Raw genomic sequence first — 12494 nt, forward strand, 5'->3', positions numbered from 1 at the left:
TTGATAACAGCCAGCAACTCCTCCCATTACTATTCGCGCTTCGCGTCCTTCATCCCCAGCGCAGCAATCATCGCCAGCGCAAACACCGCCGACAACAGTAAAAAGCCTTGTGCATAAGCCTCAAAAATGCCTGGCGTCACCATGCCTAACACGCGTTCGCGCCATTCCATAAACACCGCCATCATGGTCACACCAACCACGCCACCTAACTGCCTGGCATAACTGACAACCACCGAAGACTGTCCTAACTGGTGCGGCTCCATTTCATGCAAGGTCGCCAGGTTGAGCGCAGGTAAAATCAGGCCCAGGCCGATGCGGCCAACCACCGTTGCAGCCACAATATCCCAGTACTGCACCTGCCTGGCCGCCAGCGCAAACACCAGGAATGACGCACCAAATACCATCAGCCCTGCCAGCGTGATGCGTCTGGGTGAAAAGCGGTCAGCCATGCGCCCGGCAAATGGAATCGTCAACACCAGCGCCAAGCCGGAAGGCAGCAATAACAAGCCTGCATCCGTCGCCGAATAAGCCATCGCATTTTGTAAAAACACCGGAATCAGGTAAGTCGACGCATACAAGCCAAAACCATAAGCAAATGCCACCAGCGTGCCGCGGCTGAAGGTGGGCCGGTTGAATAAATGCAGCTGGATAATGGCGTGTGGCAACTGATGGGCATGGCGCAGGTAACAGATCATGGACACCACAGTCAGTGTCGCCTGCCCCCAGGTCCAGGCCGACGCCAGCCCGCTATGGTGCAAACTGGAGACAAATTCCACCAGGCCGATGGTAGCGGCCGACAGCCAGCCCAGACCCGACCAGTCAAATGGTTTGATGGGATTCTTGCGCGGCGCGGGTAGCCAGCGCCAGGCGCATAATAATGCAATGAGCGCAAACGGTACGCCAAGCAGAAAAATGGCATGCCAGCCAAACTGGTCGAGTAACCAGCCACTGATAGACGGTGCAACGGCTGGCGTAAACGCAATCCCAACGATCAGAATGCCAGAGGCGCGCCCCTGGATATTAGGCGGAAACAAGCGCATCAGCGCCATGACACCCAGTGGCTGTAACACACCAGCGGCCAGGCCTTGCAACAAGCGCGCAATCACGACCTGTACAAATGAATGCGCATAAAAACCACCGACGCTGGCGGCAATCAGTAGCCACAACGTAGTGATAAATACGCGACGCAACCCGAAACGTTCCAGCCACCAGGCTGCTGGTAGCATGCCTATGGTCATGGCCGCCAGAAATGCCGTCATCGCCCACTGCACATGGTCTTGCCCCAGGTGGAAGGTATGCGTCAACGCAGGCACAGCCACATTGAAGCTCGACGTACACAGGACGCCCGCAATCGTGCCAACGCCGACAATCAGCAGCACCATCCATTTATACCGCTCACCATAGCGCTGCGACAGCGCCTCAAACGAAAGAACTTGTGTATTAGCGTACATGATGACTCACGATTTATTGATGGATGATTGTGATCTGACCTCACGCTGACCATAGCATGCATTTTTTGCAGAGTCACCTGCTGAGACCCTGCAAAAAAAGCAGGGTTCGCTTGCCTTTGAAGCGATCACGCCCTCATCTTCTGCTGGAAATAAGTTGTAACCATATGATTTATTTGAATAACGTTCCAACCCACTTATGCCTTGCAGGTTGGCATTCTTATTGCAAAAAAAGCTTATTTAAACTGGGAGCCATTGTGAAACGTTTGATCATGTATACCTGCCTGGCCTTGCTGACCGGTGCCGCTTTTGCCGACGAAGCTCTGGATAACGAATTGGCCGGCCTGCAACATGCCTGGGCAAAAGCCACCTACCACACCAGCAAAGACCAGCAAGAAGCCTCTTTTAAAACCCTGAGTGAACAGGCACACCAGCTGACGGCGAAAAACCCGGAGGCCAATGAGGCGCAGATATGGGAAGCCATCGTCCTCAGTGGCTACGCCAAAAGCATGGGGCCACTCCATCCGGTCAATGCCCTGAAAGCCGCCGAGCAGGCACGCGACTTGTTACTCGCCAGCATTAAAACCAATCCACAGGCACTCAATGGCTCAGCCTACACCACATTGGGTTCATTGTACTTTCGCGTACCCGGCTGGCCGATTGGTTTTGGTGACAAGAAAAAAGGCCATGAATACTTGGAAAAGGCTCTGCAACTGAATCCGACAGGCATAGATAGCAATTACTTTTATGCGGACTACCTGCGCGCGCAGGGTGATTACAGCCAGGCCGTGACGTATTACCAGAAAGCCTTGCAGGCACCCGCCCGCCCGGGCCGGGAAGATGCGGATGCTGGCCGCAAGCAGGATATCGAAGAAGGCCTGAAACTGGCACAGAGCAAACTTAAATAAGATTTATCAATATCCATTGGAGCAATCATGATGCGTAAACACGCCCTCTTATTTTTAATCAGCAGCCTGACCTTGGCAACACCGTTGTGGGCCAGTGCAGAAGGCTTTTATGCCGGGGCGAACCTGGGGATAGGCACGCCAAACTTAAAAACACCCAACGGGGTCGACAAAGATAGTCAAGCTGTCGCCGGGCTTGTAGCAGGCTACAAATTCAACCCTTATTTTGCTGTAGAAGGCCAATATACTGGTATTGGCAAGGTCACTGACAATGCGCATGGCAGCGTCAAGGCCGATGCCCTCAGCCTGACCGCAGTAGGCACATTGCCACTGAACGACGCTTTTGATGTCTATGGAAAATTAGGGGTTGCTGCCACCAGCAGCAAAGTATCGGGCTTAAGTGCTTATGACGATGCAACCCACATGGGGGCCACGTATGGCCTGGGCGCAGAGTACCATTTCGACAAGGCTATTGCCATGCGTGTGGGCTGGGATCACTACCAAGCGGAAGTGGACGTTAACGGCGGTGGCAGCAAATCTTTTAATTCCAACGTCACCAGTGTCGGCTTTATCTACAACTTTTAACGCTAAAACTGGCTAAAGCACCCGGCCTTTAGCCAGCGATTAGAACTTGATTTTGGATGCTACCAGTGACGCAGCAGCGGTCCTGGTTTCAACCCCCAGTTTCTGGAAGACATGTTCAAGGTGCTTATTGATGGTGCGTGGACTGGTGCCCAGTATCTCACCAACATCTTTATTAGTCTTGCCTTTTACCGTCCAGTACAACACCTCTGACTCACGCTTGGTGAGCTGGAACAACTTACCCAGTGATTCAATCTGCGCCTCGTCCGAATGCTCACGTAACACCACCACCCATTGCTCTTCACTGGTATTGGCCACGGTCAGGCTCAGGCGTGCATTGCCCTGATTGACACTAAGCGTTTGCATGGACTGCCCGCTGGAGAATTGCTGTATACAGCTTTCCAGCCACTGGTAAATCATGGGCGGCAAGGTTTGCACAGCGCTGTAAGCCTCTTTGGCTGCCCACTCGGCAAAATACTGTTCCAGGTATTGCTTGGCCAGCGGCGTTTGCCACACCAGGCGTTTATCCGTAGGCAGAATAGCAATCGTTGCCTGGCCAAAGGCATCCAGCGCTGAAGTAGCCTGATGCATTTTGGTGGCATTCTGCACATGTGCCTTGAGCCGCGCCAGCACCTCTGCCGGGCGTACCGGCTTGGTGACATAGTCCACACCGCCGGCATCGAATGCCATGGTGACATGTTCGATCTCGGTCAGGCCGGTCATGAAAATCACCGGGATATGCTGGGTTTCTGCCGCAGCCTTAATGCGACGACAAGTAGCAAAACCATCCAGGCCAGGCATCATCGCATCCATTAAGATCACATGCGGCTGCATCAGATGCGCCACTTGCAACGCCATCTCACCGGAGTTGGCGACATAGACCTGGTAGCCGGACTCATCCAGTGCGTCATGCAGATAGGCCAGGTTTTCTGGCACATCATCCACAATTAACACGGTATGGCTATGGCTGGTCATTTTTGGTGTACTCCTCAATCAAGCGTTGCAGTTTAGCAAAATCAAAGCGCTCCATGGCCTGTTGCAGGTCATGAATAAATGTTTGATGTTGCGAATGTTCTCTATTCAGAGTGGCTAATACTTCGCGCACACCCTTGACGTAACCCATACGGGCGAACTGTGCCATATTTTCCAGCAAGATCGCTGGTACAGGGTCAACATCACTCGCAGGCACCACAGGCTTAAGGGCAAGTGCCGACTGGGATGCCGCGCTATCGACATAACGCCAGGTCAGGCCGAGCTGATTGCCTATCCAGTCCAGCACCTCGTCCAGGTTAACCGGTTTGACAAAAAAGTCTTGTGCCGGAATCTTGGCCTGATTATCCAGGCTGCGGTCATAGGCATTGGCGGAGATAATCGCAATCGGCAGTTTGGATTGATGCACCTGGCGGATGATATAAGCCGCCTCCCAGCCATCCATCACCGGCATGGCCAAGTCCATCAGGATCAAGTCTGCATGCACCATCTGGTACTGGTTCACACAAGCCTGGCCGTTACCTGCTTCATGCACAATAAAACCCAGCGGCTGCAAGGCATCGCGCAATAACTCACGATCGACCTCTTCATTATCCACTACCAGCACGGTCTTGATCGGCCCTTCGTAACCAATACGCTGCCGCACGGCCTTTTTCGATAAATGTGCTGTTTCACGAATCTGCGGCAAGAATAAGCGAATTTCAAATCGCGTACCACGTCCCAGCACACTATCAAACTGCATTTCGCCGCCCATTAGCTGCGTCAGCAGTTTGCTGATGGTCAGGCCCAAACCGGTGCCACCAATGCCAACCACATCGGCTGCACTGCCGCGCTCAAACGGCTCAAAAATCTTCTCCACCTCATTCGGCGCAATGCCAGGGCCGGTATCCTCAATATCGATCTGTGCAATCTCCCGCGCGTAGCTCACACGGAAAGTCACACTACCCTTGGTGGTGAACTTGACCGCATTGCCCAGGATATTCACCAGTATCTGCATGAGTCGCTTATGGTCGGCCCGCACGTACTCTGGCAAATTGCCGGACTGCTCGAAATAAAATGCCAGGCCTTTGTTTTGTGCCTGGATTTCAAACATGCTAACCATCTGGCTGATAAACTCGGGGAAATGCAATGGCTTGACATCAAACGTCATTTTTCCACTTTCAATCCGCGCAATATCCAGCGTACTTTCAATCAGTGACAACAAATGCTCACCGCCGCGGCTAATGGTTTTAATCGCCTGCTTGCGGTGGTCGGGGATGCTGTCGTCATTGGTCAGCAGTTGCGCATAGCCCAGAATACTGTTGAGCGGCGTACGCAATTCGTGACTGATGCCGGTAATGTAGCGGCTCTTGGCCTGGTTCGCCTCTTCGGCCAAACGGCGTGCTTTCTGCAACTGCGTATCGGTCTTTTTGTGCGACTCGATCTCTTCCAGCAACAAGCCGGTTTGCCGGTTAGATTCTTCCTGTGCCACCCGTCGGCTGGCCGAAGTCAGCACCAGCCACCAGGCCACAATGCCACCCAAAAACAGCAAGGCGACAAATACCTTTAAATAGCCAGAACGGAAATGCTGCATCAGCCCAGGATACTCCCGGCCAACAGTCAGGGCATCATGCAGGTAAATCAGGCCAATGGTGGCCCCAAACAAAATCATGGCGATCAGCATGAGCAATAAGAAATGCGCCACCCCACCATTTAAATGCGGCCACAAACGCGGTGGTAAAAATTTCTTGTTGAGCGCCTCCCACTGCGCGCTGAGCCTGGCCTGCGGTTTGCAAGCATCATGGCAACGCGCATCCAGGCAACAGCACAAAGAACAAATGGCGCCACCATAAGCCGGGCAATGCGCCATGTCACTCACCTCATATTCGCGCTCACAGATCACACATTGTTTGGTGGTCGAGGGTTGCAAATAGGTTGGACGTTGCCTGGCCAGGTAGTATTTACCTTTGGTATACCAGGCAATCAGCGGTGACATTAACAACGCAGTTACCAGCGAAATAAAGGTAGAGAATGACTGTGCCAGCACGCCCATGATGCCGGTATATGCTGCGATCGACACCGCCGAAGCAATAAACATGGCCCCGACACCCACCGGGTTAATATCGTATAAATAGGCGCGCCTGAACTCAATGCCTTTAGGGCTTAACCCTAAGGGCTTATTGATCACCAGATCGGCCACCACGGCGGCGATCCAGGCGATGGCGATATTGGCATACAGGCCCAAGATTTCTTCCAGCGCCTGAAATACATTGAGCTCCATCAGCACAATGGCAATCATGACGTTAAACGCCACCCACACAATACGGCCGGGGTGGCTATGCGTGAGGCGGGCAAAAAAGTTAGACCAGGCCAGTGAACCGGCATAGGCATTGGTCATATTGACCTTGATTTGCGACACACAGACAAACAGCGCTGTCACCGCTAGTGCCACCTGATGGTTACTGAAAACATGTTCAAACCCGACCCAGTACATATGGGTAGGGTTCACCGCCGAGCTCAATGGCATATCGCGGTTATACACCAGGTAAGCGAGCAAGGCGCCTGCCAGCATTTTGAGCATGCCCAGAATGACCCAGCCCGGCCCGGCCATCAGCACGCCCAGATTCCAGCGCCAGTAATTCTCCTTGTTGCGCACTGGCATAAAACGCAAGAAGTCGACCTGCTCACCGATTTGTGGAATCAGCGCCACACCCACCGCCGTCGCGGTGCCGAACATGACCCAGTTAAAATGGCCACCATCTGTAGACACGCCGGCAAAGCTACTGAGCCTATGCAACACATCTGGATCCATCTGCAAGATGGCAAAAAACGGCAAAAACATGAGCGCAATCCAGAGCGGTTGCGTGATCATCTGGATACGGCTGATCAAGGTCACGCCGTGCGTCACCAGCGGAATCACAATCAGCGCACTGACCAGATAGCCGAGATAGAGCGGCAAATGAAAATACAGCTCCAGCGCATAGCCCATAATCGCTGCTTCAAGTGAAAACAGGATAAACGTGAACGAAGCGTAAATAAACGAGGAAATGGTCGAGCCGATATAGCCAAAACCGGCACCTCGTGTCAGCAAATCCATATCCAGGCCATATTTGGCGGCGTAGTAGCTGATCGGCAAGCCGGTCAGGAAAATAATCAGGCCGACGGCCAGAATCGCCCACAAGGCATTGGGAAAACCATAGTTAATGGTAATCGTGCCGCCAATCGCCTCCAGCACCAGGAAAGAAATCGCCCCCAGCGCCGTATTCGAGACACGCAAAATCGACCACTTACGGAACGCCCGTGGTGTATAGCGCAGCGCGTAATCTTCTATGGTTTCGTTGGCGACCCAATTGTTATAGTCGCGACGAATCTTGACGATACGCTGAATCGGCTCGGCATGCGGTGCCTGTGATAGCTCGGAAGGGTTAGACAATCAACAATCCTTAAAAAGACGGGACCGTAAGAGGAAAATAAGCGCCCCAGCGTATGCTAGAGCGTGAGATGAAATCAATCACTACGTTAATTGACGTAGCATAACTAAAGCATGCCACAAATAAAAAATGCGGATAACAAACTTATCCGCATTTTACGTTTGCTGTCTCGCTACAGCCTGTTATTTTAAGCCCAGAGCAAGCTGGCTCCCAAATAGGCACCTAAGACCAGCATGGCTCCGCCCAACCCTCTGGACACCGAACTTGCCCACGACCGTGGCTGACGCCCTAATGCCCAGCCAACCCCATGCAACAGCGCAGTCGCCACCACCATACCGGCCAACGCAGCCCAGTAATTGCCTAACTCCACACCGTGCAAATACCCATGTGCAGCCGCAATCACCGCGATGCCAGCAAGCTGGATGCTACGCGATAGCTTGATCTCTGCCAGCAACAAAGCACCCATCACCAACACACTCAACGCCACCAGCAACTCGGCCATAGAGACAGATAACCAGGTCATCGCCGTGAGCGCAGCCACCGCCATCGCCAGCACAAATAACACTGGCAATTGCCAGCCTTGCCCTTGTGGCCGACGCGCGGCCCAGACGCCAAGTGACAGCATCACCAGCAAATGATCCCAACCGGTAAGCGGGTGCAGGAAACCCGTCGCAAACCCAGTCGTCAGGCCATGCCCCGGATGCGCCCAAGCTACGCCAGATACCAGGCTAGCTGCGACACCCCAAACAATACTTTTTTTCATTCAATCTTCTCCAACAGAATTAAGTTAGCCATATATGATGGATTCATAGAGACAGCGATGTCGCTATAACATCAGGCCCTGCTTTTCTATAAACTTCACAATCTCCTCCAGCCCCTGCCCACTTTTCAGGTTGCTGAACACAAATGGCTTCTCGCCACGCATACGTTTGGCATCCTGGTCCATGACTTCCAGCGAGGCGCCCACCATAGGTGCCAGGTCGATCTTATTGATCACTAGCAAATCTGACTTGGTAATACCAGGGCCGCCTTTACGTGGAATTTTCTCACCCGCAGCCACGTCGATCACATAAATAGTCAGGTCAGACAACTCCGGGCTGAACGTCGCCGCCAGGTTATCGCCACCACTTTCGACAAACACGATATCCAACGTTTTAAAGCGCTTGCTAAGCTGATCGACGGCTTCGAGATTCATAGAGGCATCTTCACGAATCGCCGTATGTGGGCAACCGCCAGTTTCGACACCGATGATACGTTCTGGCACCAGGGCTTCGTTACGGGTTAGAAACTCCGCATCCTCCTTGGTGTAAATATCGTTGGTGACGACGGCGATGTTATATGCCTCACGCAAACGTTGGCACAACGCCAGGGTCAGAGCGGTTTTACCGGAGCCGACCGGGCCGCCAATGCCTACGCGCAAAGGCTCTTTGTAGTCGGTGACGGCGGGCGTGGGGGTGTCGAATTGGGTATGTATTTTCATGATCTAAATAACCTGCTGTATTGTGTTTCATGTTGACAGCCAGCGATGCTGAGCAGCGGGTTGAAATTGCTCATTTCATCCTCTGGCAGTTGCATCGCAGCCTGTATCACTTGCGGCAATTGCTCGCCCAAGGCGAGCAAAATGGTCTGGCCAGCAACCTGTCCTAATGGCACGGCTTTCATGGCAGCACTGGCCTGGTTTTCCAGCCAGCCCCAGGCATAACCGTGCAACATCTGCTCGGGTGCAATCTGCCAGTGCTGGGCAATGGCCGAGTACAATGTTGGAAAAGCCGGTGACGCCAGCGTATTCACCTGCGCAACCAGTTCGGCAGACATCGGCTTTAAATCATTCAACAGCCGCCGCAACGAATATCCCATTTGCCGGGTTTCCGCCCAACCTTCAGCGGTATCGCGCCCGGCCTGGTAAAAACTGTCCCAGGCTTGCGCTTGCTGCATGTCGCCTGCCTGCCAGGCTTGATACAAACGGTATAACACCGGCAACTCAAAGCGCGCATGATAGACCTGCAAACTGTCGCCTATCCAGCTTTGGGCCGAAGCGACATCTTTCACCTCGCCGGACTCAATGGCCCACTCCAACCCTTGCGAATAGCCATAAGCCCCCACCGGCAGCAGCGGACTCGCCAGTTGTAGCAACCGACTCAGTGCCAGTGCACTAGCCATGCGCATGACCATCCTGCCGCGGGCGCAACGAATGTAAGGCATCCTCACCATGCCGGTGGCCGCCACCATAAGCCCCGGCTTCCGGCTCAAATGGTGCATGCACTTCACTCACCTGCATACCTAAACCCAGCAGCATATCCCTGAGCACATAATCCTGCTCCAGGCGCAGCCAACCATCGCCAATCTGCAAGGGCACATGGCGATTGCCTAAATGATAGGCGGCTCGCATTAAATCTCTTGGGGTAGGCGCAATCACGTTATAGACAGGCTCTTGGGCGGCCACAATCTGCACCACCAGACTGCCATCCTCTGATTGAATCAAATCGCCACCGCGTAAAATAATGCCACGGCTTAGAAACAGGGCAGCTTCACGACCAGACACCAGCGCCACACGCAGACGACTTTTCTGGCGTTGATCAAAAGGTAACTCTAATTGATCGTCGATACGGCCACTGACAGTAATACGTTCGGTTAAATGAATCATGATTAAAACAGGAAATAACGTTGCGCCATCGGTAGCACTTCCGCCGGTTCACACACCAGCGGCATGCCGTCAGCCAGCACTTCATAGGTTTCAGGATCGACCTCGATTTTGGGCATCCAGGTGTTATGTATCATGTCTGACTTTTTCACTTCGCGTGTGCCTTTCACCACGATAAGCGGCTTTTGCAGACCTAATGCGTGCACTTCAGGATTATCCAACCCGGCTTGCGAAATAAAGGTCACTGCGGTTTTCAAGCCACCGCCATAAGCGCCAAACATCGGCCGGTAATGCACCGGTTGCGGCGTCGGAATAGACGCATTCGGATCGCCCATCGCCGCTGCGGCAATCATGCCACCTTTGATAATGGTAAATGGTTTCACGCCAAAGAATGCGGGTTTCCAGACGACTAAATCGGCCAGTTTACCAACTTCCACGGAACCCACTACATGCGAAATACCATGTGTCAGCGCCGGGTTAATGGTGTACTTGGCGATATAGCGCTTGATACGGAAATTATCGTTGCCAGGAACATCCTCAGCCAACGGGCCGCGCTGTATCTTCATTTTATGTGCGGTCTGCCAGGTACGGATAATCACTTCCCCGACGCGACCCATGGCCTGTGAGTCAGATGACATCATAGAAAACGCACCGAGATCGTGGAAGATATCTTCAGCCGCAATCGTTTCGCGGCGGATACGGCTCTCAGCAAAAGCGATATCCTCGGCAATGGCTGGATCCAGGTGATGGCAGACCATGAGCATATCCAGATGCTCGTCAATCGTATTGACGGTGAATGGCCGCGTCGGATTGGTCGAAGACGGCAACACATTCGGATGGCTGGCTGCCTTGATAATATCCGGCGCATGACCACCGCCCGCGCCTTCGGTATGGAAGGTATGAATGGTGCGGCCTTTAAAGGCACCTATGGTGGTTTCAACAAAGCCGGATTCATTGAGCGTATCACTATGAATCGCCACCTGGATATCCATCTCGTCGGCCACACTCAGGCAGTTATCAATCGCTGCGGGCGTCGTGCCCCAATCTTCATGCAATTTAAGGCCGATCACGCCTGCGCGCACCTGCTCACGCAGCGGCTCAGGCAAACTGGCATTGCCCTTGCCAAGAAAGCCTAAATTCATAGGGAACGCATCCGCAGATTGCAACATACGGTGGATATGCCATGGCCCCGGCGTACAGGTGGTCGCAAATGTGCCAGTGGCTGGCCCAGTACCGCCACCTATCATGGTGGTGACGCCAGACATCAAGGCTTCTTCAATTTGCTGCGGACAAATAAAGTGGATATGCGTATCAATGCCGCCGGCGGTGATAATCATGCCTTCACCGGCAATTACCTCGGTGCCAGCACCAATGGCAATGGTGACGCCGGGCTGGATATCCGGGTTACCGGCTTTGCCAATGGCAGAAATATAACCGCCCTTGATACCGATGTCGGCTTTGACAATGCCCCAATGGTCGATAATCAAGGCATTGGTAATCACGGTATCCGCTACTTCCGCCGCCAGGCCCTGGCCTTGGCCCATACCATCACGAATGACCTTGCCGCCACCAAACTTGACCTCTTCACCATAAATGGTGAAGTCTTTCTCCACCTCTACCCATAGTTCGGTATCCGCCAGACGCACTTTGTCGCCCACAGTCGGGCCAAACATTTCGGCATAGGCACGTTTATCCATCTTAATGGTCATTGCTTACTCCCATCCTTGAGGCTCCCCATCACCCGTGCAGCAAAGCCATATACTTTTCTATCCCCAGCCAGTTGCACCAATTGCACGGTACGCGTCTGACCAGGCTCAAACCTCACCGCAGTACCGGCGGCGATATTCAAGCGGCAGCCATAGGCCTGTGCGCGGTCAAATGACAAGGCATCGTTGGTTTCATAAAAATGGTAGTGCGAACCAACCTGAATCGGCCGGTCACCCTTGTTCGCCACATCCAGCGTCACGGTTTCGCGCCCTGTGTTTAGTTCGATGTCGCCTGCTGCGACCTGCATTTCGCCGGGAATCATTTATATACTCCTGAGAGTCTCAAAATACGCATCTTTCAACCTTCAATATTACATAGGCATGGTACTGCAAGCGTAGAGGGCAAGGCGCACAGCCGCAGACAGTACAATGAGTACGGCAAGGATGTGCAACACCGCCATCTGCGCTTACAGTGCCATGCCCCTATGGAATGGGGTGATGGACGGTAACTAATTTCGTCCCATCCGGAAAAGTAGCCTCCACCTGTATATCCGGAATCATTTCCGGCACGCCTTCCATCACGTCATCACGCGTCAGCAAGGTGGTACCAAAGCTCATCAGCTCAGCAACCGTATTACCATCGCGCGCACCTTCCATAATGGCTGCCGTGATATAAGCGATCGCTTCGGGATAATTGAGTTTTAAGCCACGCGCCTTGCGCCGCTCTGCCAAAAGTGCGGCGGTAAATATCAGTAACTTGTCTTTTTCTCGGGGAGTAAGTTCCATCGCTGCGTCTCTTTAATCGTTATTGT

12 protein-coding genes are annotated in these 12494 nt (G+C 53.2%); 2 read left to right on the forward strand and 10 right to left on the reverse strand.

Annotated features, from left to right (window positions below; genetic code table 11):
- Positions 1–29: 29 nt before the first annotated feature.
- Entirely contained in the window at positions 30–1451 is a 1422-nt protein-coding gene (locus GQ52_RS01355) for a DHA2 family efflux MFS transporter permease subunit (RefSeq protein ID WP_047514432.1), read from the reverse strand.
- A 254-nt stretch (positions 1452–1705) separates the two neighbouring features.
- On the opposite strand from GQ52_RS01355, the gene GQ52_RS01360 reads away from it, so the two are divergent.
- Positions 1706–2356 (forward strand): hypothetical protein, encoded by a 651-nt coding sequence (locus GQ52_RS01360; protein WP_235272893.1) that lies wholly within the window; start codon positions 1706–1708, stop codon positions 2354–2356.
- 27 nt (positions 2357–2383) lie between these two features.
- Entirely contained in the window at positions 2384–2938 is a 555-nt protein-coding gene (locus GQ52_RS01365) for an outer membrane protein (protein WP_047514438.1), read from the forward strand.
- 39 nt (positions 2939–2977) lie between these two features.
- On the opposite strand, the gene GQ52_RS01370 is transcribed toward GQ52_RS01365, so the two are convergent.
- From GQ52_RS01370 to ureA, 9 genes are all read right to left on the reverse strand, one after another.
- On the reverse strand, positions 2978–3910 hold the full coding sequence (locus GQ52_RS01370) for a response regulator transcription factor (protein WP_019881626.1): 933 nt from the start codon (positions 3908–3910) through the stop codon (positions 2978–2980).
- Positions 3897–7337 (reverse strand): ATP-binding protein, encoded by a 3441-nt coding sequence (locus GQ52_RS01375; protein ID WP_019881625.1) that lies wholly within the window; start codon positions 7335–7337, stop codon positions 3897–3899. The genes GQ52_RS01370 and GQ52_RS01375 overlap by 14 nt, the downstream gene beginning before the upstream one ends.
- 185 nt (positions 7338–7522) lie before the next feature.
- Positions 7523–8098, reverse strand: a complete 576-nt coding sequence (locus GQ52_RS01380) for a HupE/UreJ family protein (RefSeq protein ID WP_047514440.1) — start codon at positions 8096–8098, stop codon at positions 7523–7525.
- A gap of 63 nt (positions 8099–8161) precedes the next feature.
- Positions 8162–8815 (reverse strand): urease accessory protein UreG, encoded by a 654-nt coding sequence (gene ureG, locus GQ52_RS01385; protein WP_047514443.1) that lies wholly within the window; start codon positions 8813–8815, stop codon positions 8162–8164.
- Positions 8812–9495 carry an urease accessory protein UreF gene (locus tag GQ52_RS01390; protein ID WP_047518454.1) on the reverse strand — a complete coding sequence of 228 codons (684 nt, stop codon included), beginning with the start codon at positions 9493–9495 and terminating at the stop codon, positions 8812–8814. The genes ureG and GQ52_RS01390 overlap by 4 nt, the downstream gene beginning before the upstream one ends.
- Entirely contained in the window at positions 9488–9979 is a 492-nt protein-coding gene (gene ureE, locus GQ52_RS01395; protein ID WP_019881621.1) for an urease accessory protein UreE, read from the reverse strand. Before ureE ends, GQ52_RS01390 begins: the two co-directional genes overlap by 8 nt.
- A 2-nt stretch (positions 9980–9981) precedes the next feature.
- The gene (ureC, locus tag GQ52_RS01400) at positions 9982–11685 is read right to left on the reverse strand and encodes an urease subunit alpha (RefSeq protein WP_047514446.1); all 1704 of its coding nucleotides are present in this window, start codon (positions 11683–11685) and stop codon (positions 9982–9984) included.
- Positions 11682–12005 (reverse strand): urease subunit beta, encoded by a 324-nt coding sequence (locus GQ52_RS01405; RefSeq protein WP_047514449.1) that lies wholly within the window; start codon positions 12003–12005, stop codon positions 11682–11684. The genes ureC and GQ52_RS01405 overlap by 4 nt, the downstream gene beginning before the upstream one ends.
- Positions 12006–12165: 160 nt before the next feature.
- Entirely contained in the window at positions 12166–12468 is a 303-nt protein-coding gene (gene ureA, locus GQ52_RS01410) for an urease subunit gamma (RefSeq protein ID WP_019881618.1), read from the reverse strand.
- Positions 12469–12494 lie beyond the last annotated feature (26 nt).

This window comes from Methylophilus sp. Q8, assembly GCF_000800115.1.
Lineage (GTDB): Bacteria > Pseudomonadota > Gammaproteobacteria > Burkholderiales > Methylophilaceae > Methylophilus.

Bases quoted from the DNA above. Each gene is read 5' to 3' on its own strand.
- GQ52_RS01355 (WP_047514432.1), bottom strand. From the start codon at position 1,451: ATGTACGCTAATACACAAGTTCTTTCGTTTGAGGCGCTGTCGCAGCGC.
- GQ52_RS01365 (WP_047514438.1), top strand. From the start codon at position 2,384: ATGATGCGTAAACACGCCCTCTTATTTTTAATCAGCAGCCTGACCTTG.
- GQ52_RS01370 (WP_019881626.1), bottom strand. From the start codon at position 3,910: ATGACCAGCCATAGCCATACCGTGTTAATTGTGGATGATGTGCCAGAA.
- GQ52_RS01380 (WP_047514440.1), bottom strand. From the start codon at position 8,098: ATGAAAAAAAGTATTGTTTGGGGTGTCGCAGCTAGCCTGGTATCTGGC.
- ureG (WP_047514443.1), bottom strand. From the start codon at position 8,815: ATGAAAATACATACCCAATTCGACACCCCCACGCCCGCCGTCACCGAC.
- GQ52_RS01390 (WP_047518454.1), bottom strand. From the start codon at position 9,495: ATGGCTAGTGCACTGGCACTGAGTCGGTTGCTACAACTGGCGAGTCCG.
- ureE (WP_019881621.1), bottom strand. From the start codon at position 9,979: ATGATTCATTTAACCGAACGTATTACTGTCAGTGGCCGTATCGACGAT.
- ureC (WP_047514446.1), bottom strand. From the start codon at position 11,685: ATGACCATTAAGATGGATAAACGTGCCTATGCCGAAATGTTTGGCCCG.
- GQ52_RS01405 (WP_047514449.1), bottom strand. From the start codon at position 12,005: ATGATTCCCGGCGAAATGCAGGTCGCAGCAGGCGACATCGAACTAAAC.
- ureA (WP_019881618.1), bottom strand. From the start codon at position 12,468: ATGGAACTTACTCCCCGAGAAAAAGACAAGTTACTGATATTTACCGCC.